Raw genomic sequence first — 25,658 nt, forward strand, 5'->3', positions numbered from 1 at the left:
ATGCCCGAGAATACGCTGCGCGCCCACGATGAAGCTTTCTGGCAGACCTTTGTCGGTCGCTACGATGTCGATCCTGGTGCACCGCTCAACCTGGAAAACGGTTACTTCGGGCGCATGTCCCGCACCGTTGTCGAGGAATACCAACGCAACATCGAATTCATCAACCGCACAAACTCGGTGTATGTACGCCAGCATTTCGACCTTGAACACAGCGAAGCCATTCGCCGCCAGATCGCGCAGTTGATCCACGCTGCGCCCCAGGCCGTGGCATTGGCCACCAGCGCAGTGGACGCCCTGCAGACGTTGATTCGCAATTACAACGGCCTGAAACCGGGCGACCAGGTGCTGATCAGTGACGTGGAATATGCCTCGGTCAAAAGCGCGATGCGCTGGCTGGCGCGCCAGCGCGGCGTGGAACTGATTGAAATCGTCCACCCGCACCCCGCCAGCTACGAGAGCCTGGTGGGCACTTACCGCCAAGCGTTCACCCAGCACCCTCGCCTCAAATTGATGGCGCTGACCTATGTCAACCACCTCACCGGGCTGGTGATGCCGGTCCAGGCAATTGCCGAGACCGCCCGGGAGTTCGGGGTCGACATCATCCTCGACGGCGCCCACGCCCTGGGCCAGATCAACTTCGACCTGCAGAAGCTCGGAATCGAGTTTGCCGGGTTCAATTTGCAGAAGTGGATCGGCGGTCCGCTGGCCCTGGGGTTCCTGTACATCGCCCCCCATCGGCTGGCCGACATCGACCCGGACATGGACGAAGGGAGCTATCCGGCCAGTGACATCCGCTCGCGCACGCCCCACAGCACGCCCAACATCCCGGCGTTGCTCACCCTGCCCCTGGTGTTCGAGGAGCACCGCGCCCTGGGCGGCGCCTCGGCCAAGGGCGCGCGCCTGTGCCACTTGCGCGACCTGTGGGTGACGGCGGTGCGCGACCTGCCAGGCATCGAAGTCATGACACCGGACGATCGGCGCCTGTATTGCGGCATCACCGCCATGCGCTTCACCGCCCACACCGACCAGCAGGCGATGGCCGATCGATTGCTCGACGAGTACGGGATCTTCACCGTGGTGCGCCAAACCAGCGCCGGGCCTTGCATCCGCATTACCCCAGGGCTGATTACCTTGGCGAGTGATATCGAACGGTTGACCCAAGCGCTGCTTGAACTGAGCCGTACCTAGTGGCGAGGGAGCTTGCTCCCGCTGGGCCGCGAAGCAGCCCCAAAAAGGCACAATGAGATTGACCTGGCGGACCGCAGTGACAGGTTCAGGACTGCTTCGCAGCCCAGCGGGAGCAAGCTCCCTCGCCACAGGAATTTTGTGCGACGATAAAAACCCAGGCAAAAAAAAACGGTGCGCCGACCAAGCGCACCGTAAAACCGTAGAGCACCCAACGAGGTTCGGTCGAATCAGTCCAGCAGCGCCAAGGCCTCGGCGGTGCATTCCTGAATGCGGGCCCAGTCGCCGTTCTTGATCCACTCCGGATCGAGCATCCAACTGCCGCCCACGCACATCACGTTCTTCAATGCCATGTAACTCTTGATATTGGCCGGACCGACGCCGCCGGTCGGGCAGAATTTCACTTCGCCGAAGGGGCCGCCCAGGGCCTTGATGGCCGCGACGCCGCCACTGACTTCCGCCGGGAACAACTTGAAGCGGCGGTAGCCCAGGCCATAGCCTTCCATGATGCCCGAGGCGTTGCTGATGCCCGGCAACAACGGGATCGAGCTGTACACGCTGGCTTCAAGCAGGTCACGAGTAATGCCTGGGGTCACGATGAACTGCGAACCGGCCGCTTCGGCGGCCTCCAGCATATGGCGATCGAGCACCGTACCGGCACCGGTCACCAACTCTGGACGCTGCTCGCGCAGGACCTGGATGGCCTTGAGGCCGAACTGGGAACGCAAGGTCACTTCCAACGCCGTCAGGCCACCGGCAGCCAAGGCGTCGGCCAGCGGCAGGATGTCCTGTTCGCGGGCGATGGTGATCACCGGCAGGATCCGCGCCTTGGCGCAGAGGCTGTCGATCAGGGCAACTTTGTCCGCCATGGAAACGGTCGGGGATGGGTTTGTCATAGCGGCTGATCCTTGGTTCATGGGCACCAGTAAATCTCTAACGTAGGTTGCAAAAACGCACGGATCGGCATTTCGGCGACGTTGTCACCGGCCACCGCGGCGCTCAGGGTGGTCAATTTCGACTGACCGGAAATCGACAGCACTTTGTGTTTCGCAGAGGCCAGCAAGGCACGGCTCATGGTCAGGCGCTGATGCGGCACCGTCGGCGCCAGCATCGGCCAGCAGCGACGCGTGCCCTGGGCATCGAGGGCTTGAGCCAGGTTCGGGCTGTCGGGGAACAACGACGCGGTGTGCCCGTCGTCGCCCATGCCCAAAACCAGCACGTCGATGGACGGCAGTTCGCCCAGCAGGCGATCGGCCTGTTCGGCGGCCGCCTCCAGGTTGGCGCTTGGGCTATAGAGGCTCAGGAACTGGGCCTTGGCCGCAGCGCCTTGCAGCAGGTAGCGCTTGAGCAGGCCGGCATTGCTGTCGGCATGTTCAACCGGCACCCAACGCTCGTCCGCCAGGCTCACCAGCACCTTCGACCAGTCCAGGGTCTGCTTGGCCAGGCTCTGGAAAAAAGCCACCGGGCTACGACCACCCGACACCACCAGCACGGCCGTGCCACGCGCGTCGATCGCCTCGCGCAGTTGCTCGGCCACCTTCAGGGCCAAGCCTTCGGCCAACAACACCGGGCTCTTGAATTCGAGGGCGCTGACGCCCTGGGGCAGTTTCACTTCAGATATCGCCATACCATGACCTCCCATCCCGCGTGATCAGTGCAATGGAGCTCATCGGCCCCCAGGACCCGGCCGCGTACGGCTTGGGCGCATCGCCAGACTTCTTCCACCCGGCGATCAACTGGTCACACCACGTCCACGCGGCTTCGATTTCATCTTTACGGACAAACAGGTTCTGATTGCCATTCATGACTTCCAGCAACAACCGCTCGTAGGCATCGGGAATCCGTGCGCTGCGCCAGGTGTCGGAGAAGTTGAGTTGCAACGGACCGCTGCGCAATTGCATGCCCTTGTCCAGGCCCTGCTCCTTGGTCATCACCCGCAAGGAGATCCCTTCGTCCGGTTGCAGGCGGATGATCAGTTTGTTGCTGATCTGCAAGCGCTGCTCAGGGGCGAAAATGTAGTGGGACGGTTCCTTGAAGTGGATGACGATCTGCGACAGCTTCTGCGGCATGCGCTTGCCGGTACGCAAGTAGAACGGCACGCCGGCCCAGCGCCAGTTGCGGATGTCGGCACGCAGGGCGACGAAGGTTTCGGTGTCGCTCTGGGTGTTGGAATTGGGCTCTTCCAGGTAACCCGGCACAGCCTTGCCTTCGCTGTGGCCGGCGATGTACTGGCCGCGCACCACCTGGGTGGTCAGGCCTTCCGGGCTGATCGGCGCCAGGGCCTTGAGCACCTTGACCTTCTCGTCACGGATGCTGTCGGCCGACAGGTCGGCCGGCGGGTCCATGGCAATCAGGCACAACAGTTGGAGCAAGTGGTTCTGGATCATGTCCCGCAGTTGGCCGGCCTTGTCGAAATAGCCCCAGCGGCCTTCGATACCGACCTTCTCGGCCACGGTGATTTCCACGTGGGAGATGTAGTTCTGGTTCCACTGGGTTTCGAACAGGCTGTTGGCGAACCGCAACGCAATCAGGTTCTGGACCGTTTCCTTGCCCAGGTAGTGGTCGATGCGGTAGGTGCGGTTTTCGGGGAAGAACTGCGCCACCGCGTCGTTGACCTTGCGCGACGACTCCAGGTCCGAGCCGATGGGTTTTTCCAGCACGACGCGGGTGTTTTCGCTCAGGCCAACCTTGGCCAGGTTCTCGCAGATCGCGCCGTACACCGCCGCCGGGGTGGCGAAATAGGCGATGACCTGCTGGGCCGAACCGGCCTGCTCGGCCAGGGCGACGTAATCGTCAGCCTTGAGAAAGTCCACATGCAGGTACGTCAGTCGCGCCAGGAAGCGCTCGACCACGGCTTCGTCCAGGTCCTTGTCGCCCACGTAGCGGCGCAGTTCGGTGGCAATGAAAGCCAGGTGCTGCTGCTCGCTGCCGGGTTCACGGGCCAGCGCGATGATTCGCGTATCCTCGTGCAGCAATTGCGCGCCATCGAGTTGATAAAGGGCAGGAAAAAGCTTGCGCAGGGCCAGGTCGCCCAACGCGCCGAACAAGGCAAAGGTGCACGGTTCAACCGTAATCGAATGCATGATGTTTGTTCTTTTATCAAGTTAAGCTACAAATACCTTTTTTCAAGGCATCACTCAAGGAAAAATGTAGTAATAACCACAACATTTTCCGAAAATACCGTTTCCGAGTGGTGGTCCGTCGGAGCCAACAGTAGGATAGGCCACCGCAAAGGGTCGTACCAAAGACCCGTCTTTCTAGGAATCTTGTATGGACCGCGTGCGAAATTTACTGGAACAGATCCAGACTCGCCTTGAAGAACTCAACAAGGCAGAACGCAAGGTGGCCGAGATCATCCTGCTCAACCCACAGCAGGCGACCCGCTTCAGCATCGCTGCCCTCGCCCAGGCCGCTTCGGTCAGCGAACCGACCGTCAACCGCTTCTGCCGCTCGTTCGGCGTCAGCGGCTACCCGGAACTCAAGCTGCAACTGGCCCAGAGCCTGGCGAGCGGCGCAGCCTATGTCAGCCGCGCCGTGGAAGCCGACGACAACCCGGAAGCCTACACCCGCAAGATCTTCGGCAGTGCCATTGCTTCATTGGACAGCGCCTGCCAGGCCCTTGATCCAAATTTGATCAGTCGTGCCGTGGACCTGCTGATCCAGGCCCGACAGATCCACTTCTTCGGCCTCGGCGCCTCGGCTCCGGTGGCCCTGGATGCCCAGCACAAGTTCTTCCGATTCAACCTGGCGGTGACCGCCCACGCCGACGTATTGATGCAGCGCATGATCGCGTCGGTGGCCCATACCGGCGAACTGTTCGTGATCATTTCCTACACCGGGCGCACCCGCGAGCTGGTGGAAGTGGCACGCATCGCCCGGGAAAACGGAGCGTCCGTGCTCGGCCTGACCGCTGAAAATTCGCCCCTGGCGAAGGCCAGCACCTTGAGCCTGAACATTCCGCTGCCCGAAGACACCGACATCTACATGCCGATGACGTCGCGGATCATCCAACTCACCGTGCTGGACGTGCTCGCCACCGGCATGACCTTGCGCCGAGGCGTGGATTTCCAGCCGCACCTGCGCAAGATCAAGGAAAGCCTGAACGCCAGCCGGTATCCGGTGGGGGATGAGTTCAACTGATTCGGCGTGAGTGCTTTGGTGCCTGTCAGTCAGCCTTCGCGAGCAAGCCCGCTCCCACACTGGATCTTTGGCGTTCACAACCCCTGTGGGAGCGAGCTTGCTCGCGATGGGGCCGGCAGCCTCACCCCCCCCTCCAGAATCAAGCCCCCACCCGCGCCTGCAAACTCAGGTGAGCCCGCTCCCCCGGCGCCAGGCACAGGCTGTCGGTGCCGCCACTGGCGGCCTCGACGCAGACAAACTCGCTGATCTCATCCCAGCTCACCCCCAGCAATGGCCGGGCACCCGGGTGCCACACCACGGTGTCGGCGCTGTCGCCCGTGTCGATGCACAGTTCGCGCTGCCAGGCGCGATCCTTGAGCTGCAATTCGCCCTCATGCTGGAACACCCGCTGGCAACCGCCGTCGACTCGCAACTCACCTTCCTGCTGGCAAACCTCGCGACTCAACTGGTCGTAACCTTGAGCACCTTCCAGCCCAGACAGCGCTATCTCACCAACATCGCCAATACGCCAGTAGGCATGCAAAGCCTGACTCAACTGGCACGGCAGGCTGTCCTGGTGCTCGGTGCTCAAGCGCAGCTCCATGCGTTCACCCAGGTCGGCATGCAGGTCCACCTGCCAGTCGCACAGTTGCAACTGCCAGTGCAGGTGCACGCCGTCGTCATCGCTGCGGCTGTCGAGCAGTTTCCAGTCGATCAGTCGCGCCCAGCCATGGGACGGCCAGGCGTTTTCACTGGGATGGCGGCCATACCACGGCCAACACACCGGCACCCCGCCGCGTATCGCACCGACTTGCGGCCACTTGGCCGCACACCACAACCAGGGTTTCTGGCCACGGGGTTGGAAATGCAGCAACTGCGCGCCCTGGCGGCTGAACACCGCCTGGCACAGCGGATGGTCGATCACCAGCACATCGCGCTGCCGATAGCGCTCCCAGGCAAACACCGGGCGCTCGCGCAAGGATCTGAAAAAGCGTTGTAGCGGATGCTCATGCATGGGCCGCGGTCCTGGAAATCATTGAATTGCTCATCTGTTCGCGACGCGCTCTTTTGTGGCGAGGGAGCTTGCTCCCGCTCGACTGCGAAGCAGTCGTAAACGAGGCAAATGCGATCTGGCTGACGCACCGCAGTGAATGGTTTTGGGGTCGCTTCGCAACCCAGCGGGAGCTAGCTCCCTCGCCACAGCGCTCGGTGTCCAACCAAACGATTGAGTGCTCCCCAAAAAAAAGCGGACAGCCTTGGCTGTCCGCAAATATGCGCACATAGAGAGGAGCTTATCGCAACAACGTTAGAACACCGACTGAATTTTCAGGCCGGCCACCAGGGCGTTGTCGACTTCATCCACGCCACCTGGGTGGGTGATGTACTGCAGGTTGGGACGTACGGTCAGCCAGTTGGTGACGTGAACACCGTAGTTGAGCTCGTAGTTGTACTCGGTGCTGCGCAGCGGTGCGAACAACGGGTCGTTGTAGTCGTTGACGCCATTGGCAGCGTTGGTCAGCTCGGCGTTTTTCTTCACGTCATCGTTGACATGGATACGCGAGAAGCCGATCCCGATGTCATCTTTGGGACGTGCATCGAACGGCCCCTTGTACACGAACATCAACGACTGGTAGTTGTCGACGACGTTGGTGTCCTTGTCGTGGAAGGTCGCGTTGGCGGCGATGTTCAGGCCGCGGGACGCGTCACCGTTGTGAGTGGTGAGCTGTTGCTGCGCCACGAACCAGTAGCCGTGCTTGCTGTCATGGCTGCGATAGGCATTGCCGGTGGTCGCGGCGTCGTTACCGTTGTCATCCTCACGGACGTCATTGGCATCGGCCGTGCTCTTGTAGTAACCGACCCGGTATTCGCCTGGCAGGTTGTTGACCTTCGGCGACCAGACCAGCTCGACCGGGATGACGGTGCCCTTGGTGCCACTGCCGCTGAGCTTGAAGCCGTTGCCGTGCTCCAGTTGCGAAGGGTTCTGGTTGTAGGCACCGATCTGCGCATAGAACTCAGGCGTGAGGTTGTACTTCACGCGGATCGCCGCCTGGCTGACGGGCCAGTTGTACCAGATGTTGGTCGCCCAGTTACCCACCTGGGAACCGCAGAAAGCCAGGTTCTGGAATTCGCAAGGGAAGGTGTTGAAGTCTTCGCCTTCGCCGAAGTAACCGGCCTTGACGTCCAGCTTGCCGTCGAGGAACTGGTGCTTGATCCACAGTTGGGTCAGACGGACCATGTGGCCACGGCCGTAGACTTCCTGGGAAGAACTCAAGGTGCCGGCACGCGGATCGCCGACACGGTCATTGGAGATGTTTTGCCCGTTACGATTGGTCAGCTGGATCTTGGCCTGGGTGTTATCCCAGCCCCACAGCTTTTGCAGGTCCAACGCCACGCCCAGGCCGAACTGGTCGGAGTAGCGCGCCGTCTTGTCGTTGTTGTAGCCACCGTGCAGGTTGCCACCCACTTCACCGACGTAGTCAGCCTTGATGTCGATACCCTGCTCGATCAGCTTGGTCCGTTCACCACCCCAGTCACCCGTCATCCACTGCGAATCGGCGCTGAACGCGTCGGCCGCATGTGCGCTACCGGCCAGCATCATCGCCGCAACGGCTGACAACTGGCAGATAAGCTGGGTGTTGTTTTTCTTCTTCATCCCTACATCCTCGTCTTTATTGTTATTAACTGTTTTTATCTAACGCGGTTTACAACGATTGCGGCGAATGGTCCCCCACCCACCGCATGCTCTGCTGTGGGAACGGGCTTGCTCGCGAATGCGCTGTATCAGTCGCCAGAAATGCCAAATGGCACACTGCATTCGCGAGCAAGCCCGCTCCCACACTGCTTTCTCAGCGGCCCTTGAACTGAGCCACGTTCGCCGCCCGAGCTTCGCCTTGTGGCTGACCCGCCACACCCAGGCGCTCACCCGTCTGCGCATCAAATAGTAATACTTTTTGAGGATCAAATTGAAGCGTCAGATTTTCCCCTGCTTGCGGAGCAAGGTCCGGCGCCAGGCGGCAGCAAACCTTGGTGTCATTTAGACTGACAAATACAAGGGTGTCCGGCCCCGTCGGCTCGGTCACCTGGACCTCCGCCCGGATGGTCGGCAAGCCGTTGGGCTCGCTGCCGGCCAACACGATCTGTTCCGGACGCAAGCCGAGAATCACTTCACGGTCTTCAAGGCCGGCGTCCTGCATGCCCAGCGGCAGCTCGCAACGGGCCTGGCCGCTGTCGAGCAGCGCCAGCAGGCGACCGTCCTTGCGTTGCAGGCGCAACGGGATGAAGTTCATCGGCGGCGAACCGATGAAGCTCGCCACGAACAGGTTGGCCGGGTTGTTGTAGATGTCCTTCGGCGTGCCGAACTGCTGGATGATCCCGTCCTTCATCACCGCCACTTTGTCGCCCAGGGTCATGGCCTCGATCTGGTCGTGGGTGACGTAGACGGTGGTGGTTTTCAGGCGCTGGTGCATCAGCTTCATTTCGGTCCGCATCTCGACCCGCAGCTTGGCGTCGAGGTTGGACAGCGGTTCGTCAAACAGGTAGATCTTCGGCCGCCGCGCCAGTGCCCGGCCCATGGCCACGCGCTGTTGCTGGCCACCGGAGAGCTGGCCGGGCTTGCGATTGAGCAGGTGCTCGATCTGCAGCAGCTTGGCCACGCGGGTGACTTCCTCGTCGATGGCCGCCTGGGGCATCTTGCGGATCTTGAGGCCGAACTCGATGTTCTCGCGCACGCTCATGGTCGGGTACAGCGCGTAGGACTGGAACACCATGGCGATGTCACGGTCCTTGGGGCTCATGCCGCTGACATCCTGGTCGCCGATCATGATCGCGCCGCCGGTGATGGTTTCGAGGCCGGCGATGCAGTTCATCAGCGTCGACTTGCCGCAACCCGAAGGGCCGACGAGGATCAGGAACTCACCGTCCTTGATCGACAACTCGATGTTCTTCAGGGTGTCCGGCAGGCCGGCACCGTAGGTCTTGTTTACATTGCGAAGTTCAAGCGTTGCCATGATTACCCCTTGACTGCGCCGGCCGTCAGGCCGCGCACGAAATACTTGCCTGCCACTACATAGACCAGCAGGGTCGGCAGCCCGGCGATCATCGCCGCCGCCATATCAACGTTGTATTCCTTGGCCCCGGTGCTGGTGTTGACCAGGTTGTTCAGCGCCACTGTGATCGGCTGGGAATCGCCGCTGGAGAACACCACGCCGAACAGGAAGTCGTTCCAGATCTGGGTAAACTGCCAGATCAGGCAGACCATGATGATCGGGGTGGACATCGGCAGGATGATCCGCCGGAAGATCGTGAAGAACCCCGCGCCGTCCAGGCGCGCAGCCTTCACCAGCGCATCGGGAATGCTGACGTAGTAGTTGCGAAAGAACAGCGTGGTGAAGGCCAGGCCGTAGACCACGTGCACGAACACCAGGCCGGTGGTGGTGCTGGCCAGGCCCATCTTGCCGAGGGTGAACGAAGCCGGCAGCAGGACGGTCTGGAACGGCAGGAAGCAGCCGAACAGCAACAGGCCGAAGAACAACTGCGAACCGCGAAAGCGCCACATCGACAGCACGTAGCCGTTCAATGCACCGATGGCGGTGGAGATCAGGACGGCCGGAATGGTGATCTTGATCGAGTTCCAGAAGTAGCCGTTGACCGTCGCCCAGGCCTTGATCCAGCCGATGCCGCTGACCACGGTAGGCCAGCTCAGCAGGTTGCCGGTGCTGATGTCTTCCGGGGTCTTGAAGCTGGTCAACAGCATGACCACCAACGGCACCAGGTAGAGCAATACGGCGAGGATCAGCACCGCGTAGATCGCGATGCGACTCAGGCTGATGGCGGGTTTGGCAGCGAGACTAGTCATGGCGCTTGGTCCTCAGCTCGGAGTACAGGTAAGGCACGATGATTGCGAGAATCGCACCGAGCATCAGGATTGCGCTGGCCGAGCCCATGCCCATCTGGCCGCGGCTGAACGTGAAGGAATACATGAACATGGCCGGCAGGTCGGAGGAATAGCCGGGGCCGCCGGCGGTCATGGCCGCCACCAGGTCGAAGCTCTTGATCGCGATATGCGCCAGGATCATCACGGCACTGAAGAACACCGGCCGCAGGCTTGGCAGCACCACTTTCCAGTAGATGCGCGGCATGCTCGCGCCGTCGATCTGCGCGGCGCGGATGATCGACTGGTCGACACCTCGCAGCCCGGCCAGGAACATCGCCATGATGAAACCCGAAGCCTGCCAGACGGCAGCGATCACCAGGCAGTACACAACGCGGTCCGGGTCGATCAGCCAGTCGAGACGGAAGCCTTCCCAGCCCCAGTCACGCAGCAATTTGTCCAGGCCCATGCCCGGGTTGAGCAACCATTTCCAGGCCGTGCCGGTGACGATCATCGACAGGGCCATCGGGTACAGGTAAATGGTGCGGATGAAGCCTTCGCGACGGATGCGCTGGTCGAGGAACACCGCCAGCAGCACGCCAATCACCAGGGTGACGCCAATGAACAGGCCGCCGAAGAGCGCCAGGTTCTTGCTCGCCACCCACCAGCGGTCGTTGTCCATCAACCGCGCGTATTGCGCCAGGCCGGCCCATTTGTAGGTCGGCAGGAAGGTCGAGGTGGTGAACGACAGGACGAACGTCCACACGATATAGCCATAGAAGCCCACCAGGACGATGAACATGCTCGGCGCCAGCACCAGTTTGGGCAGCCAGCGTTGCAGCGCATCGAACGGCGAGGCCTTGCTGAACACAGCAACAGAACTCATGGGAAGATCCAGTACAAAGATAGATTAGGGGCAGCTACAAGCCCCAAGCTGCAAGCTAAAACACACCCTTGCAGCTTGCAGCTTGTAGCTTGCAGCCGCTCTTATTTGGCAGACTGAACCGCAGCACCCAGTTTCTTGGCGGCATCGGTCGGGTCGGCTTTCGGGTCGTTGATGTAGTTGGTCACCACGTCAAAGAACGCGCCCTGCACCGCCAGCGTGGTCGCCATATTGTGCGCCATGCTCGGCTGCAGCCCACCGGACTTGGCATCCGCCAGGAAGTCCTTGGCCGCGGTCTGGGCGCAGGAATCGAAACCGTACTTGGCCATGTCGCCCAGCATGTCGTTGCGCACCGGGATCGAGCCCTTGTTGATGCTGAAGACTTTCTGGAAGTTCTCGCCCAGCACGACCTTGGCGATGTCCTGCTGGCCGGCCGCGGTGCCCTTGTCTTTCTGCTTGAACACCGCCAGGGAGTCGATGTTGTAGGTGAAGGCCTTGTCGGTGCCCGGGAAGGCTACGCACTCGTAATCCTTGCCAGCGACTTTCTTGGCCGCGGTCCATTCACTCTTGGCCCAGTCACCCATGATCTGCATGCCGGCCTTGCCGTTGATGACCTTGGCCGCTTCCAGGTTCCAGTCCTGGCCCTTGCCGTCGGCGTCCATGTAGGTCGCGACTTTCTTCAGCTCAGTCAGCGCCTTGACCATTTCCGGACCGGTCAGGGCCTTGTTGTCCAGGTCGACCAGGGCTTTCTTGTAGCCATCAGCGCCCATCACCGAAAGCACCACGGCTTCAAATACGGTGCTGTCCTGCCAAGGCTGGCCGCCATGGGCGAGCGGGATGAAGCCCGCGGCCTTGAGCTTGTCGCCGGCAGCGTAGAATTCTTCGAGGGTGGTCGGGTTCTTGGTGATGCCGGCTTTCTTGAAGACTTCCGGGTTGATCCACAGCCAGTTGACACGGTGGATGTTCACCGGCACGGCCACGTAGTCACCTTCGTACTTCACGGTATCGGAGACTTTCTTGTCGAGCAGGCTGTCCCACTTCTCTTCCTTGGCCACGTCCTTGAGCACGTCGCTGTCGAGCAGGCCGGTGGAAGCCCATTCCTGGATGTCCGGGCCCTTGATCTGGGCCACGCCTGGCGGGTTGCCAGCCACGGCGCGGCTCTTGAGCACGGTCATGGCCGTGGAACCGCCACCACCGGCGACAGCGCCGTCCTTCCAGGTAAAACCGTCTTTCTCGACCTGGGCCTTGAGCACATCGACCGCGGCTTTTTCACCACCCGACGTCCACCAGTGGACGACTTCCACGGTGCCTTTGGATTCGGCGGCAAGGGTGCTGACAGGGAACGCTGCGACGGGAAGCAGGGAAGCAAGAGAAATGACAGTAGCGAGGCGAGAAATCGCATTCATCTAGAAGTACCTTTCTTGTTGTTATGCATGCAAGTCGGTGCTTGCGCTGCATGGATTCTAATCAGAGGGAATCCCTTCGCAGGTAACGAAGGGACGTGCAAATGTCACGACATGGTTACACGGGTGAAGGGCTGGAGAGCCGCGCCAGAGCCGTCGCCATGCTGGGTGCCAGGGGCAGGCGCGGAATCAGCACCGCCTGCCAGGCGTGGTACAGGTCCGGCTTGCCCGGCCAGATATCGGCGCTGGGGCGGTTTTGTGGGTCGAGTTCGTGATGCCAGCTCCCATTGCAGCGGTCGATGAAGTGTTTGTCACAGAATTCCCAGAAAGTTCGGTACCAGGCTTCGTATTTCGCTTCATCGGTCCGTTTGAGCAAGGCACTGGCGGCGGCGGCAGCCTCGGCGTGCACCCAGTGCAGGCGGTGGCGGACCACCGCGCGGTTGTCCCAGTCCAGGGTGTAGACAAGGCCGGGCGCGCCGTCGACGTCCCAGCCGTGGCGGCAGTTCTGGTCGAAGAGTTTCTGTGCATCCTGGGCCAGCCAGCCCGGCGTCAGCATGCCGATCTGGACCCGCGCCGCCTCGAGGTGCAGCAACAACCGCGCCCATTCGAACCCATGGCCGGGGGTGGTGCCGTACGGACGAAAGCCGTCGGCGGGGTTGTCGTGGTTGTAGTCGCGCAGCGGCTGCCAGTCACGGTCGAAGTGTTCCACCACCAGGTAATCGTTGGCCGCGGCATGGCCGTGAATCACCCGCTCGACGATGCGCAGGGCGCGGACCAGCCAGCGCGGGTCGTCGGTGGCGTCGGCCAGGGCCAGGAACGCTTCGGTGGCGTGCATGTTGCTGTTGGCACCGCGGTACGCCTCTTCGTCGCGCCAGTCACGACTGAAGGACTCGCGCAGGGCACCTTCTTCTTCGCTCCAGAAATGCGTGTCGATGACCCGCACCGCTTCGTCGAGCAACGCCTGGGCACCGGGACGCTGGGCCACCACGGCGGAGCTGGCGGCCAACGCGACGAAGGCATGCAGGTAGGCGGCCTTGCCGGTTTGTTCGTCATGGGGCTGCGCGGTGGCGAACCAGCCGCCGTGCTCGGCGTCGCGCAACGGCCCGCTGAGGGCCTGGACGCCGTGGTCCACCAGTTCGGCAAAGCCAGGCAAACCTTGGATGTGGGCCATGGCGAAGCTGTGGGTCATGCGGGCGGTGTTCATGGTCTCGGCCAGCGCCCCGGCCGGGAGGCGTCCCTGGTCGTCGAGGTTGCCAAAGCCGTCCGGCAGCTTCGACGCCTTGGCGAACGCCAGCAATCGCAAGCCTTCGGCAGCGAGCCAGTGCTGGTGGGCAGGCGCGTTCAGCCAACTGCTGAAAGCCGGGAGGAAGGTGTCCATCGCAGGTCCCTTTTTTGTTGTTTTGACGCAGGGAGTCTAAACAAGGGCGGACGGCGGGCAGGTAACGAAAGGGGCGAGTTATGTCACTGACTTGTGACATTTACCTGGGAGAGGCGTTGAGGTTACTGGCGCCATCGCGAGCAAGCTCGCTCCCACAGTGGACGTCATGGAGCACCGATCTCCTTGTGGGAGCGAGCTTGCTCGCGATGAACGATAACGCGGTCTGATCAATCCACGCTGCGCGGCAACTGCAACGTCACCCGCAGCCCGCCCTCGCGCAGGTTCTGCAGGCTCACTTCGCCGCCGTGGCTATGGGCAATGTTGCGGGCGATGCCCAGCCCCAGCCCATACCCCTGCTGCTGCCCGGCCAGGCGGAAGTGCGGCTCGAAGACTTGCTCGAGGCGCTGTTCCGGCACGCCAGGCCCTTCGTCATCGACGTGCAGGACGAACGCACTTTCATCGTCCTCGATGTGCAGGTGGGCGTTCTGCCCGTACTTGAGCGCGTTGTCGATCAGGTTGCCGATGCAGCGCTTGAGCGCCAGCGGCTTGCCGTGATACGGCGCCAGCGCGCGTCCGTCCTGGGTCACCCGGCCATTGCCGTTGGGCGCCAGGTAAGGCTCGACCAGGCAATCGAGCACGTGGTTGAGGTCCACCGGCTCGATGTTCTCGTGGATATCGGTGTCCTTGACGCACTGCAACGCGCCCTTGACCAGCAGTTCCAGCTCATCGAGGTCGCGACCGAACTTGGCTTGCAGGTTTTCGTCTTCCAGCAATTCGACGCGCAGGCGCAACCGGGTGATCGGTGTGCGCAGGTCATGGGAGATCGCGCTGAACAACTGGCTGCGCTCGGTCAGGTAGCGGCTGATGCGCTCACGCATGGCGTTGAACGCCCGCCCTACTTCCACCACTTCGCTGCCCCCTCCCTCCGCCACCGGTTCCACTTCGGCGCCCAGGGACATGTCCCGTGCCGCGCGGGCCAAACGCTTGAGGGGACGGCTCTGCCAGTGCACCAGCAGGCCGATGAACAGCAACAGCAGGCTACTGGTGAGCACGATGAAACCGACCTGCTGCTTGGGCAGGTCCTGCTCTTCGAGGCTGGTGTAGGGTTCGGGCAGCAACGAAGCGATGTACAGCCATTCGCCCGGCGCCATCTGGATCTGCGTGACCAGCACCGGCGGGTTCACCGGTTCGAGCGTCAACGCGTAATGGGCCCAGGAGCGTGGCAGCTCATCGAGCTTCAGCCCGCCGTTGAAGATCCGCAGGTCTTCGGGGCTGACAAACTTCACCGAGATGTCGGCGTTATTGCCCAGGGAGCGGCGCAATACCTCGTCCACCGCCTTGAGTACCGCCAGCTTGCGCGGCGTCACTGGCAGCACGTCCATGCCCAGAGGCTTGTCATTGAGGGTGACGACGAACCGCGTACCGCCCATGCTGCGCAACTGATCGAGGACCAGAGGCCGGTAGGCCACCGGCAGCGAACGCAGGTAGCTGACGCTGGCGGTCATCGAATGGGCGAGGCTGCGGGCGCTGGTGACCAGGCCTTCGAGCTGCGTGGCACGCAGTTGCGACACCCAGATCAGGCTGGACAGCGTTTGCGCGAACAGCACCACCAGCAAGGTCAGCAACAGCATCCGGCCGAGCAGCGAACGCGGCACCGGCACCCGTCCTATGACCTTTTTGACCCCATCAATGACCATTGCTGGCAACCACACTGGCTGCCAACTGGTAACCACTGCCGCGTACCGTGCGGATCAGCCGCGGTGGCTTGTCGGTGTCGCGCAGGCGCTGGCGCAGGCGACTGACGGCCATGTCGACGATCCGGTCCAGGGGCATCAGCTCGCGGCCACGGGTGGCGTTACCGATGGTGTCGCGGTCGAGGATTTCCTGGGGATGATCGAGGAACAGCTTGAGCAAGGCGAAATCGGCGCCGGAAAGAATCACTTCTTCGCCGTCGGCGTGGAACAGCCGATGGCTGACCATGTCCAGCCGCCATTCATCGAACGCCAGCACTTCACCGCCGGACCGTTCCTGGCCGAACTGCGCCCGGCGCAGCAACGCCTTGATGCGCGCCTGCAACTCGCGTGGGCTGAACGGCTTGCCCAGGTAGTCATCGGCGCCCAGTTCAAGGCCGATGACCCGGTCGGCCTCGTCGGAACTGGCCGTCAGCATGATGATCGGCACATGCGCCTGGCGCGGGTGCTGGCGAACCCAGCGGCACAGGCTGAAGCCGTCCTCGTCCGGGAGCATCACGTCGAGGATCACCAGGTCGCTCGGTGCCTCGTTCAGCGCCTGGCGAAAGCCGGCGCCGTCCGGCGTGGTGCGCACCTGGAAACCCGCGCGGCTGAGGTAGGTGTCCAGCAGCTCGCGAATCTCCTGGTCGTCATCGACCAACAAAATCGATTTGTTCACTGAACTCACAGGGCCTCGTCCTTGCTGGTGGGATTGGCGGATTATGCCTGATGAGCCGGATCTATAAACACCACTACCCCTTGTGGGAGCGGGCTTGCTCGCGAATGCAGGGTTTCATTCAACATTTTCGTCGACTGACACACCGCTTTCGCGAGCAAGCCCGCTCCCACAGGGCCTTACAAATTTTAAACTTGTACCGACTGCTCCAACGCCACGCCCGCCCCCATCAGGCCGGAGTACGGCGCGGTGACCAGCCAGACCGGAATACCCTTGAAGTAATCGCTCATGCACCCCTTGTCGGCAAAGCAACGGGCAAAACCGCTTTCCAGGAAGAAATCGGCAAACCGCGGGACCACCCCGCCAACGATGAAGACGCCACCGCGCCCACCGACCGTCAACACATTGTTGCCGGCCACGCGTCCCAGCCAGCGGCAGAACTGTTCGAGCACTTCCAGGGCCACGGGATCGCCCGCCAGGCCCGCGGCGGTGATGGATTCGGGCGTATCGAGCACCGGCTCATGGCCGTCCACCGCACAGATGGCCCGGTACACCCGCGGCAAGCCGCTGCCGCTCAGGGCGGTTTCGGCGCTGACGTGGCCGATTTCGTTGTAGATGTGCTGCCAGAGCTGGGTTTCCCGCGGGCTGCTCATCGGCAGGTCGACATGGCCGCCTTCCCCCGGCAAGGCCGCGAACCGACCTTCGCCGAGGTCCAATAGGGTCCCCACGCCCAGCCCGGTGCCCGGCCCGATCACCACCGCCGGGCGCATCGGCTCCGGGGTGCCCTCGCACACGACGCGGTATTCATCGGGACGCAGGCAGGTCATGCCCAGGGCCATGGCCGAGAAGTCGTTGACCAGCAACAGCTTCTCCACCTGCAAGGTCTCGCAGAACGCCCGGTTGCTCAGGCGCCAGTGGTTGTTGGTGAAGCGAAAAGTGTCGCCTCCCACCGGCCCCGCCACCGACAGGCACACCGAGCCGATAGCCCCCGGCGCCATGCCCAGGCCGGCCAGGTAGACCTTGATGGCATCCTCCGGGCAGGCGTAGTCCGCGGTGGCCAGCACCTGGATGTTTTCCAGGTTGTGGTTCTTCCACAACGCGAAGCGTGCGTTGGTCCCACCGATGTCACCGACCAAAGCCAGTTTCAATTAATCGTCTCCAGGGCAGCAGTGAAGGCGCTGGCGCCCTGCTCTGCCGAGCTGAAGGCCATGCGCATGAAGCCGAACAGCTCGCGACCGGTGCCGATGTTGTTGCCCAACAGGCCCTTGGCCGGCTCGCGCGCGGCGAATTCCTCGGCGTCCACCTTCAGTTCCAGGGTGCCTTTGACGCCATCGACGCGGATGATATCGCCCTCCTGCACCCGGGCCAATGCACCACCGACGTAGGCTTCGGGGCTGACATGGATGGCCGCCGGGATTTTCCCCGAGGCGCCGGACATGCGCCCGTCGGTAACCAAAGCCACCTTGAAGCCGCGGTCCTGCAGCGAGCCGAGGTACGGGGTCATCTTGTGCAGTTCCGGCATGCCGTTGGAACGCGGCCCCTGGAAGCGCATCACCGCGACGAAATCCTTCTCCAGCAAACCGGCCTTGAACGCGTCCGCCAGGTCCTGCTGGTCCTGGAACACCATGGCCGGCGCTTCGACGATCTGGTTTTCCAGGGCCACCGCCGAGACTTTCATCACGCCACGGCCCAGATTGCCCTCCATGACCCGCAACCCGCCTTCCGGCGAGAACGCGCGGGCCACCGGGCGCAGGATGTTTTCGTCGAGACTTTCGATCGGGCCGTCGCGCCACACCAGTTTGCCGTCTTCGAGGAACGGCTCCTGGGTGTAGCGGCTCAGGCCGTGGCCGAGCACGGTGTTGACGTTCTCGTGGAGCAGGCCGGCTTCGAGCAGTTCGCGGATCAGGAACGACATGCCGCCCGCCGCCTGGAAGTGGTTGATGTCGGCCTTGCCGTTCGGGTAGACGTGGCTGAGGGTCGGTACCACCTCGGAGAGGTCGGCCATGTCCTGCCAGGTCAGCTGGATGCCCGCCGCCATGGCGATGGCCGGCATGTGCAAGGTGTGGTTGGTCGAGCCGCCGGTGGCATGCAGGGCGACGATGGAGTTGACCAGCGAGCGCTCGTCGACGATTTCGCCGATGGGCATGAAGTTGCCGCTTTGCTTGGTCATGCGCGTGACCTGGAACGCCGCTTCGCGGGTCAGGGCGTCGCGCAGTGGCGTGTTCGGGTTGACGAACGAAGCGCCCGGCAGGTGCAGGCCCATCACTTCCATCAGCAGCTGGTTGGTGTTGGCGGTGCCGTAGAAAGTGCAGGTGCCCGGGCTGTGGTAGGACTTCATCTCCGATTCCAGCAGCTCTTCGCGGCTCGCCTTGCCTTCGGCATAGCGCTGGCGCACGTCGGCTTTTTCCTTGTTGGAAATGCCCGAGACCATCGGCCCGCCAGGCACGAAGATCATCGGCAAATGACCGAAGCGCAGCGCGCCCATCATCAGGCCCGGCACGATCTTGTCGCAGATGCCCAGCATCAGCGCGCCGTCGAACATGTTGTGCGACAGCGCCACCGCCGTGGACAACGCGATCACCTCGCGGCTCGGCAGGCTCAGTTCCATCCCGGCCTCGCCTTGGGTCACGCCGTCGCACATCGCCGGCGTGCCCCCGGCGAACTGGCCGACCGAGCCGATCTCGCGCAGCGCCTGCTTGATCTGTTGCGGAAAGGTTTCATAGGGCTGGTGGGCCGAGAGCATGTCGTTATAGGACGACACGATGGCGATGTTGGCGGCATTCATCATCCGCAGGTGGTGCTTGTCTTCCGTGCCGCAACCGGCCACGCCGTGGGCGAAGTTGGCGCACTGCAATTTGCCGCGCATCGGACCGTCGCTGGCTGCACCGCGGATCAATGCAAGGTAAGCCTGACGCGTGGCGCGGCTGCGGGCGATAAGCCGTTCGGTGACCTCAAGAACGCGGGGATGCATGTGTAGAACTCCAGGCTAACGGGTGTGGCGACCTGATTGTCTATGCTGGTCAAAAGCCCGCGACGCAATGGGCGCCAGGGGGATTGTTGACCATTCGGACCAGTTGATTCAGGTCACTCGTTGTAGATAAAACAAAATATTGCCACTAAAAAGGCTTGTTTTCTATTTTTATGCGAATAATCTTGTAATTCCAACAACAAATCGACGGCGGCGCAGTTAATGACTCTTCGAATCGCAATCAATGGTTTTGGCCGCATCGGCCGCAACGTCCTCCGTGCACTGTATACCCAAGGCTATCGTCGCGACTTGCAGATCGTCGCCATCAACGACCTGGGCGACAGTGCGATCAACGCTCATCTGCTCAAGTACGACACCGTCCACGGCACATTCGATGCCGATGTACAGCACGATCATGAAAGCCTGACGGTCAATGGCGACCGCATCTCGGTCAGTGCCATCCGCAACCCGGCCGAACTGCCGTGGGCCGCCGAGAAGATCGACGTGGTGTTCGAATGCACCGGCCTGTTCACCGACCGTGCCAAGGCCGCCGCCCACCTCAGCGCCGGCGCCCGCAAGGTGATCATCTCGGCCCCGGCCAAGGGTGCCGACGCCACCGTGGTGTATGGCGTGAACCACGACATCCTGCGCCAGTCGCACCAGATCATTTCCAACGCGTCGTGCACCACCAACTGCCTGGCCCCGGTAGCCCAGGTGCTGCACCGCGAGCTGGGCATCGAAAGTGGCCTGATGACCACCATCCACGCCTACACCAACGACCAGAACCTGACCGACGTCTACCACACCGACCCGTACCGCGCCCGCTCGGCCACCCAGAACATGATCCCGAGCAAGACCGGCGCCGCCGAAGCGGTTGGTCTGGTGTTGCCGGAACTGGCCGGCAAGCTGACCGGCATGGCCGTGCGCGTGCCGGTGATCAACGTGTCCCTGGTGGACCTCACCGTGCAGCTCAAGCGCGAAGCCTCGGCCGAAGAAGTCAACGACCTGCTGCGCCAGGCCAGCCAGCATTCCAGGATCCTCGGCTACAACAGCCTGCCGCTGGTCTCCAGCGACTTCAACCATAACCCGCTGTCGTCAATCTTCGACGCCAACCACACCAAGGTCAGCGGCAAGCTGCTCAAGGTACTGGCCTGGTATGACAACGAATGGGGCTTCTCCAACCGCATGCTCGATAACTGCCTGGCGTTGTGCAACGCGGAGTGATTGGAAACGGCAGTTGAGTTCCTGTGGGAGCGGGCTTGCTCGCGAAGGCGGCGGATCAGTCAGACTTCAACCAACTGACACACCGCTTTCGCGAGCAAGCCCGCTCCCACAAGGTTGTAAAACAGCCAGAATGAATCAAGGCTTGACCCATCATGCAGATGACAATCATTATCATCTACTCGAACCGGATCGGGCCCTACCGTGAGTCAATCGCGCTTTCATCACGTCTTTCTCGCCCAGCGCATGCCGCTGCTGCGCACCCTCGAGCGCATGGTCAACAACCCCAGCACCGCCGAAGACCTGCTCCAGGAAACCTACCTGCGCGTCTCCCGCGCGCTGGCCGAGCGGCCGGTCGAGCACCTTGAACCGTTTGTTTTCCAGACCGCCCGCAACCTGGCGCGGGATCACCTGCGCGCCCGCCGCGTGCAGTCGCGCACCGTGCTGGACGACGTCCCCCTGGAGGTGGTCCACAACGTGGTCGCGCCCCAAGGCAGCGCCGAGGACGCCGTCCATGCCGGGCAGATGCTCGAACGCCTCAATGTCAGCCTGCAAGCGCTGAGCCCACGCCAGCAGCGGATCTTCATCCTCAGCCGCCTGCACGGGCACAGTTATCAGGACATTGCCGGGCAACTGGGCGTGTCGTCGAGCACGGTGCAAAAGGAACTGAAGCTGATCATGGCGATCTGTGTGGGACAGCTGCAGCTATAAGACTCAAGCGGCAAGCGGCAAGCTGTGCTCTGGCTTGCAACTTGCCGCTCAATTCGAGGAATCACCGTGACCGACCCTCAACCCGCTTCGACGCAGGACACCGCCCACGCCATGGAGCAGGCGCTGGACTGGCTGATCCTGCTGGACAACCCCAGCGACGAGCAGACCCGGCAGTTCCAGGCCTGGCTGGCGGCCGATCCGCGCCACGGCCAGGCATTCGCCCGGGCCCAGGCGATCTGGAACGGCCCGCAGGTGATGGAGAGCGCCCGTCAGCTGGAGAATGCCCGCCAGCGCCAGGCCCCGCCCAAGGTCACGCCGCTGTCGCGCCTGCGCAGCCATTGGAAACCCTTGGCCACCGCTGCCGTGCTGTTCCTGGGTCTGTTCAACTTCAGCGACTTGCCCCTGCATTGGCAGGCCGACCACCTGACCGTGGTCGGTGAGCGCCAGCGCCTGCAACTGGAGGACGGTTCCAAGGTGCTGCTCAACACCGATTCGGCGTTCTCCAGCACGTTCAACGAGCAGCGGCACGTGGCCCGCCTGTACAAGGGCGAGGCGTTTTTCGAGGTGCCGGCCAACCGCAACCTGCCGCTGGAAATCGACGCCGGCCCGGTTACGGCCAGCGTCAGCGACACCACGTTCGCGGTGCGCTACCTCGACGGCGTGGCCCAGGTTCAGGTGCAGCGTGGCGACGTCGACCTGCGGGCCAGTCGCAACGACAGCCACGTACGGCTGTCGGCCGGGGAAAGCATCCGCATCGGTCCCAACGGCTTCGACCGCCCATCCCGGCTCGACAGCGCCACCGACCTGGCCTGGGTCCAGGGCCGGCTGGTGTTCGAGAACCGGCCATTGGGCCAGGTACTGGCCGAACTGCAACGCTATTACCCTGGTTGGATCATCAACACCAATGATCGCCTGGCCGGCGTCGCGGTGACAGGTAACTACCGCCTCGATCAACCGCTGGATGTGGTTCGTTCCCTGGCCCACATCACCTCGGCGCGCCTGCAGGAATTCCCGGCGCTGGTGATTTTCAACTAAATGAGAATTATTTTTACTCGATAGGCTTCGCTGGTTCGTCTCGTTATAGCCAATGCAATTGATTCGCATCCAGCCATGCGGATCTGCACCTATAACAGATGCGACACGGAGCGCTATCGATGTCCTCTCGCCTTACTTGCCGGTTCCTCGCCCCTTCTTGCACGCTGTCGCTGTTGACCGCCGCCCTCCTGGTGGCCGGCACGGTGCCGGCCGCCTTCGCGGCCACTGCTGCACAAGCACCTGCACGGAACATGGGCGACTACACGTTCGCCATCGCCCGGCAACCACTGGTCTCGGCCCTGAACGCCTTCACCGCCGTCACGGGCTGGCAGGTCGGCCTGCCGGCGGAACTGGCCGACGGTGTCGCCTCACCGGGGGTGAACGGCTCGCTGCCCGCGGAAAAAGCCCTGGAGCGACTGTTGCTGGGGACCAACCTGAGCTATCGCAAACTGGGCGACCACAGCATCGTCCTGGAAAAACGCAGCACCGCCAGCGCGATGAACCTGCCACAGGTGACCATCAGCGCCACTCGCCAGGAACAGGACATCACCGGCGTGCCGAGCACCGTCACCGTCCACGACCGCGAGGCACTGGATCGCGGCAACGTCAACACCATTAAGGACCTGGCGCGCTACGAGCCGGGCGTTTCGGTGGGCGGTGCCGGCCAGCGCGGCGGCATCAGCGGCTACAACATCCGCGGCATCGACGGCAACCGGATCCTGACCCAGGTCGACGGCGTGGCCATACCCGACGGTTTCTTCAACGGTCCCTACGCCAAGACCCAGCGCAACTACCTCGACCCGGAAATCGTCAAGCGCGTGGAAATCCTCCGCGGCCCGGCCTCGGTGCTGTATGGCAGCAATGCCATTGGCGGCGCCGTCAGCTACTTCACCCTGGACCCGGACGACATCATCAAGCCGGGCCAGGACGTCGGCGCGCGCCTGAAGACCGGCTACAGCTCCGCCGACGACAGTTGGCTCAAGTCCGCCACCGTCGCCGGGCGCAGCGCAGCCTTCGACGGCCTGTTGCACTACAGCCAGCGCGACGGCCACGAAACCGAATCCTACGGCAGCCACAACGGCACCGGTCTGGACCGCACCGCCGCCAACCCGGAAGACGTGCGCGCCAGCAACGTGCTCGCCAAGCTCGGCTGGAACTACGACGATGATGCGCGCCTGGGCCTGGTCTACGAGAAGTACAAGGACGATCGCGACACCGACCTGAAAAGCGCCTACGGCGGCCCTTACTCCAACGGCGGGCCGGCCATTCCCGTCACTTTGCTGCCGGGCGGCATGTACCAGTGGCGCACCGGCAACGACACCATCACCCGCGAGCGTTTCGGCCTGGAACACAGCTTCGCCCTCGACAGCCTGCTGGCCGACCACATGAAGTGGAGCCTGAACCATCAGGTCGCCAAGACGAACGAGAGCACCGAGGAGTTCTATTTCCCGATCACCCGCCAGGTGCTGCGCACCCGCGACACCCTCTACGAAGAAAAGCAGTGGGTCTTCGACGCGCAACTGGACAAGGCCTTCAGCCTCGCCGACACCGACCACGCCCTGACCTACGGCACCACGCTCAAGCAACAGAAGGTCACCGGCTCGCGCAGCGGCAATGGCGTGTGCCTGGCCGTGGGCCGCGGCTGCACCGCCGTGGGCGCCATCAGCGCAGCGGATGTACTGGCCAAGGCCAGTGACTTCCCGGACCCGACCATCAACACCTACAGCGTGTTCGCCCAGGACCAGATCAGTTGGAACCAGTGGACCTTCACCCCGGGGCTGCGCTACGACTACACCCAGCTCAAGCCGCACGTCACCCAGGCCTTCCTGAACACCGCCGACCCGACCGGCGCCGGCACCGTCAGCGACAGTGAGAAGACCTGGCACCGCGTCTCGCCCAAGTTCGGCCTGACCTATGCCTTCAGCGACCAGTACACCGGCTACGGCCAGTACGCCGAAGGTTTCCGCACCCCAACCGCCAAGGCCTTGTACGGTCGCTTCGACAACGCGGGCGTTGGCTACAGCGTGGAGCCCAACCCCAACCTGGAGCCGGAAAAAAGCCAGAGCTACGAGACCGGCCTGCGTGGCCGCTTCGACTCAGGCTCGTTCGACGTGGCGGTGTTCTACAACAAGTACCGCGACTTCATCAACGAAGACGCCATCACCCCCGGCGCCGACCAGTTGACCTTCCAGAGCAACAACATCAAGCACGCCACGATCAAGGGCGCGGAGATCAAGGGACGCCTGGACCTGGATGTCCTGGGCGCGCCGAAGGGCCTGTATACCCAGGGCTCGGTGGCGTATGCCTACGGTCGCAACAACGACACCGGCCAGCCGCTCAACAGCGTCAATCCACTGACCGGCGTGTTCGGCCTCGGCTATGAGCAGGACCACTACGGCACCTTGCTCAGTTGGACCCTGGTCAAGAAAAAAGACCGTGTCGACGACAGCAACTTCAACTCGCCCGATGGCGTGAGCAGCCAGTTCAAGACCCCGGGTTTCGGCCTCCTCGACCTGAGCGGTTTCTACAAAGTGACCCAGGACATCACCGTCAGCGGCGGCCTCTACAACCTCACCGACAAGAAATACTGGCTATGGGATGACGTACGCGGCTACGACAGCGTCGGCGAAGCGGCGGTATTGAGCCCCGCTAACCTCGACCGCCTGACCGCGCCCGGACGCAATTTCGCGGTGAACCTGATCTGGGATATCTGATTCGATCACTGCGGCATGGATTCACCCTTGTGGCGAGGGAGCTTGCTCCCGCTGGGCTGCGCAGCGGCCCCGCAATTTCACGGTCGCTGCGCGACCGAGCGGGAGCAAGCTCCCTCGCCACCACAGCGACCCGTTTAACAGGAAGGCCTACTCATGAACACCCAACGCCCCACTTCCCGCGCCCAGCGCCTCAACCAGATCACCCACGAACCCCACGCCAGGCTCGACGCCCTGGTCAAGGCGCACGCACCGTTCGAAACCACGGCCAGCTATGCCCGCTTCGTCGTCGCCCAATACCTGTTCCAGTCGGAACTGGTGGCTTTGTACAACGATGCCGCGTTGGCCCGCCTGATCCCCGACCTGCCCGCCCGCTGCCGGGCCGAGGCCGCGCGGGCCGACCTGGCGGACCTGGCCACCGAAGTACCGGCGCCGGTGGCCGGCGCGGTGCACAAACCGACCCAGGCCGAGGCCCTCGGCTGGCTGTTCGTCTCCGAAGGCTCCAAGCTCGGCGCCGCCTTCCTGATCAAGCGCGCCGTGGGCCTGGGCCTGAGCGAAACCTTCGGCGCCCGGCACCTGGCCGAACCGGCCGGCGGGCGGGCCGAAGGCTGGAAAACCTTCACCCGCACCCTCGACAACCTGGTCTTCACCCCAGAGCAGGAAGCCGAGGCGGATAAAGGCGCGCTGAATGCGTTCAATCGGTTTACGGTGTTGCTGGAGCAGGCTTACGCCACTGAACCGGCCTGACTCACGCCGTCTATCTGTGGG

21 protein-coding genes are annotated in these 25,658 nt (G+C 62.9%); 7 read left to right on the forward strand and 14 right to left on the reverse strand.

Translation table 11 applies throughout. The features are described 5' to 3' along the window. The gene (locus VM99_13010; protein ID AKJ98941.1) at window positions 1-1,188 is read left to right on the forward strand and encodes a class V aminotransferase; all 1,188 of its coding nucleotides are present in this window, start codon (window positions 1-3) and stop codon (window positions 1,186-1,188) included. 227 nt (window positions 1,189-1,415) lie between these two features. Here the strand turns inward: VM99_13010 and VM99_13015 are convergent, their stop codons facing one another. The 3 genes from VM99_13015 to VM99_13025 are packed head-to-tail and all read right to left on the reverse strand — an operon-like array spanning window position 1,416 to window position 4,268. After that, complete coding sequence (locus tag VM99_13015) at window positions 1,416-2,081, reverse strand: keto-deoxy-phosphogluconate aldolase (GenBank protein ID AKJ98942.1); 666 nt, start codon at window positions 2,079-2,081, stop codon at window positions 1,416-1,418. 17 nt (window positions 2,082-2,098) lie between these two features. Then, entirely contained in the window at window positions 2,099-2,812 is a 714-nt protein-coding gene (locus VM99_13020) for a 6-phosphogluconolactonase (protein ID AKJ98943.1), read from the reverse strand. After that, window positions 2,799-4,268: a glucose-6-phosphate dehydrogenase gene (locus VM99_13025; protein ID AKJ98944.1), complete on the reverse strand. Its 1,470-nt coding sequence runs from the start codon at window positions 4,266-4,268 to the stop codon at window positions 2,799-2,801. Before VM99_13025 ends, VM99_13020 begins: the two co-directional genes overlap by 14 nt. Window positions 4,269-4,455: 187 nt before the next feature. Between VM99_13025 and VM99_13030 the strand changes: the two genes are divergently transcribed. Beyond that, window positions 4,456-5,325 (forward strand): transcriptional regulator, encoded by an 870-nt coding sequence (locus VM99_13030; GenBank protein AKJ98945.1) that lies wholly within the window; start codon window positions 4,456-4,458, stop codon window positions 5,323-5,325. A gap of 139 nt (window positions 5,326-5,464) precedes the next feature. Here VM99_13030 and VM99_13035 read toward each other — a convergent pair whose 3' ends face one another. From VM99_13035 to VM99_13085, 11 genes are all read right to left on the reverse strand, one after another. Continuing rightward, window positions 5,465-6,319, reverse strand: coding sequence for an aldose epimerase (locus VM99_13035; protein ID AKJ98946.1), 855 nt, complete (start codon window positions 6,317-6,319; stop codon window positions 5,465-5,467). 291 nt (window positions 6,320-6,610) lie between these two features. After that, window positions 6,611-7,957 (reverse strand): porin, encoded by a 1,347-nt coding sequence (locus VM99_13040; GenBank protein AKJ98947.1) that lies wholly within the window; start codon window positions 7,955-7,957, stop codon window positions 6,611-6,613. Between the two features lie 193 nt (window positions 7,958-8,150). Further along, window positions 8,151-9,311, reverse strand: a complete 1,161-nt coding sequence (locus VM99_13045; protein ID AKJ98948.1) for a sugar ABC transporter ATPase — start codon at window positions 9,309-9,311, stop codon at window positions 8,151-8,153. Between the two features lie 2 nt (window positions 9,312-9,313). Beyond that, window positions 9,314-10,159, reverse strand: coding sequence for a sugar ABC transporter permease (locus VM99_13050; GenBank protein AKJ98949.1), 846 nt, complete (start codon window positions 10,157-10,159; stop codon window positions 9,314-9,316). Continuing rightward, window positions 10,152-11,060, reverse strand: a complete 909-nt coding sequence (locus VM99_13055; protein ID AKJ98950.1) for a sugar ABC transporter permease — start codon at window positions 11,058-11,060, stop codon at window positions 10,152-10,154. The genes VM99_13050 and VM99_13055 overlap by 8 nt, the downstream gene beginning before the upstream one ends. 101 nt (window positions 11,061-11,161) lie before the next feature. Beyond that, complete coding sequence (locus VM99_13060; GenBank protein ID AKJ98951.1) at window positions 11,162-12,463, reverse strand: sugar ABC transporter substrate-binding protein; 1,302 nt, start codon at window positions 12,461-12,463, stop codon at window positions 11,162-11,164. 115 nt (window positions 12,464-12,578) lie between these two features. Further along, entirely contained in the window at window positions 12,579-13,838 is a 1,260-nt protein-coding gene (locus tag VM99_13065) for a sugar isomerase (protein ID AKJ98952.1), read from the reverse strand. 227 nt (window positions 13,839-14,065) lie between these two features. Continuing rightward, window positions 14,066-15,535, reverse strand: coding sequence for a histidine kinase (locus VM99_13070; GenBank protein ID AKJ98953.1), 1,470 nt, complete (start codon window positions 15,533-15,535; stop codon window positions 14,066-14,068). Next, the gene (locus VM99_13075; protein ID AKJ98954.1) at window positions 15,525-16,256 is read right to left on the reverse strand and encodes a chemotaxis protein CheY; all 732 of its coding nucleotides are present in this window, start codon (window positions 16,254-16,256) and stop codon (window positions 15,525-15,527) included. Before VM99_13075 ends, VM99_13070 begins: the two co-directional genes overlap by 11 nt. Window positions 16,257-16,432: 176 nt before the next feature. Continuing rightward, the gene (locus VM99_13080) at window positions 16,433-17,392 is read right to left on the reverse strand and encodes a glucokinase (protein AKJ98955.1); all 960 of its coding nucleotides are present in this window, start codon (window positions 17,390-17,392) and stop codon (window positions 16,433-16,435) included. After that, window positions 17,389-19,215: a phosphogluconate dehydratase gene (locus VM99_13085; GenBank protein ID AKJ98956.1), complete on the reverse strand. Its 1,827-nt coding sequence runs from the start codon at window positions 19,213-19,215 to the stop codon at window positions 17,389-17,391. The genes VM99_13080 and VM99_13085 overlap by 4 nt, the downstream gene beginning before the upstream one ends. Window positions 19,216-19,434: 219 nt before the next feature. On the opposite strand from VM99_13085, the gene gapA reads away from it, so the two are divergent. The 5 genes from gapA (at window position 19,435) to VM99_13110 (ending at window position 25,637) form a co-directional block, all read left to right on the forward strand. Next, complete coding sequence (gene gapA / locus VM99_13090) at window positions 19,435-20,436, forward strand: glyceraldehyde-3-phosphate dehydrogenase (GenBank protein AKJ98957.1); 1,002 nt, start codon at window positions 19,435-19,437, stop codon at window positions 20,434-20,436. 201 nt (window positions 20,437-20,637) lie between these two features. Beyond that, window positions 20,638-21,144 (forward strand): RNA polymerase subunit sigma-24, encoded by a 507-nt coding sequence (locus VM99_13095; GenBank protein ID AKJ98958.1) that lies wholly within the window; start codon window positions 20,638-20,640, stop codon window positions 21,142-21,144. A gap of 66 nt (window positions 21,145-21,210) precedes the next feature. Then, entirely contained in the window at window positions 21,211-22,179 is a 969-nt protein-coding gene (locus VM99_13100) for a glycerol-3-phosphate ABC transporter substrate-binding protein (GenBank protein ID AKJ98959.1), read from the forward strand. 119 nt (window positions 22,180-22,298) lie between these two features. After that, a complete protein-coding gene (locus tag VM99_13105; GenBank protein ID AKJ98960.1) occupies window positions 22,299-24,893 on the forward strand; it encodes a TonB-dependent receptor in 2,595 nt (864 codons plus the stop codon). Window positions 24,894-25,046: 153 nt separating this feature from the next. Beyond that, entirely contained in the window at window positions 25,047-25,637 is a 591-nt protein-coding gene (locus tag VM99_13110) for a heme oxygenase (protein AKJ98961.1), read from the forward strand. Window positions 25,638-25,658 lie beyond the last annotated feature (21 nt).

Origin of the sequence: Pseudomonas chlororaphis (assembly GCA_001023535.1) — a bacterium.
Lineage (GTDB): Bacteria > Pseudomonadota > Gammaproteobacteria > Pseudomonadales > Pseudomonadaceae > Aquipseudomonas > Aquipseudomonas chlororaphis_E.

Coding starts and splice junctions, on each gene's coding strand:
- VM99_13010 (AKJ98941.1), top strand. CDS start 1: ATGCCCGAGAATACGCTGCGCGCCCACGATGAAGCTTTCTGGCAGACC.
- VM99_13015 (AKJ98942.1), bottom strand. CDS start 2,081: ATGACAAACCCATCCCCGACCGTTTCCATGGCGGACAAAGTTGCCCTG.
- VM99_13020 (AKJ98943.1), bottom strand. CDS start 2,812: ATGGCGATATCTGAAGTGAAACTGCCCCAGGGCGTCAGCGCCCTCGAA.
- VM99_13025 (AKJ98944.1), bottom strand. CDS start 4,268: ATGCATTCGATTACGGTTGAACCGTGCACCTTTGCCTTGTTCGGCGCG.
- VM99_13030 (AKJ98945.1), top strand. CDS start 4,456: ATGGACCGCGTGCGAAATTTACTGGAACAGATCCAGACTCGCCTTGAA.
- VM99_13035 (AKJ98946.1), bottom strand. CDS start 6,319: ATGCATGAGCATCCGCTACAACGCTTTTTCAGATCCTTGCGCGAGCGC.
- VM99_13040 (AKJ98947.1), bottom strand. CDS start 7,957: ATGAAGAAGAAAAACAACACCCAGCTTATCTGCCAGTTGTCAGCCGTT.
- VM99_13045 (AKJ98948.1), bottom strand. CDS start 9,311: ATGGCAACGCTTGAACTTCGCAATGTAAACAAGACCTACGGTGCCGGC.
- VM99_13050 (AKJ98949.1), bottom strand. CDS start 10,159: ATGACTAGTCTCGCTGCCAAACCCGCCATCAGCCTGAGTCGCATCGCG.
- VM99_13055 (AKJ98950.1), bottom strand. CDS start 11,060: ATGAGTTCTGTTGCTGTGTTCAGCAAGGCCTCGCCGTTCGATGCGCTG.
- VM99_13060 (AKJ98951.1), bottom strand. CDS start 12,463: ATGAATGCGATTTCTCGCCTCGCTACTGTCATTTCTCTTGCTTCCCTG.
- VM99_13065 (AKJ98952.1), bottom strand. CDS start 13,838: ATGGACACCTTCCTCCCGGCTTTCAGCAGTTGGCTGAACGCGCCTGCC.
- VM99_13070 (AKJ98953.1), bottom strand. CDS start 15,535: ATGGTCATTGATGGGGTCAAAAAGGTCATAGGACGGGTGCCGGTGCCG.
- VM99_13085 (AKJ98956.1), bottom strand. CDS start 19,215: ATGCATCCCCGCGTTCTTGAGGTCACCGAACGGCTTATCGCCCGCAGC.
- gapA (AKJ98957.1), top strand. CDS start 19,435: ATGACTCTTCGAATCGCAATCAATGGTTTTGGCCGCATCGGCCGCAAC.
- VM99_13105 (AKJ98960.1), top strand. CDS start 22,299: ATGTCCTCTCGCCTTACTTGCCGGTTCCTCGCCCCTTCTTGCACGCTG.
- VM99_13110 (AKJ98961.1), top strand. CDS start 25,047: ATGAACACCCAACGCCCCACTTCCCGCGCCCAGCGCCTCAACCAGATC.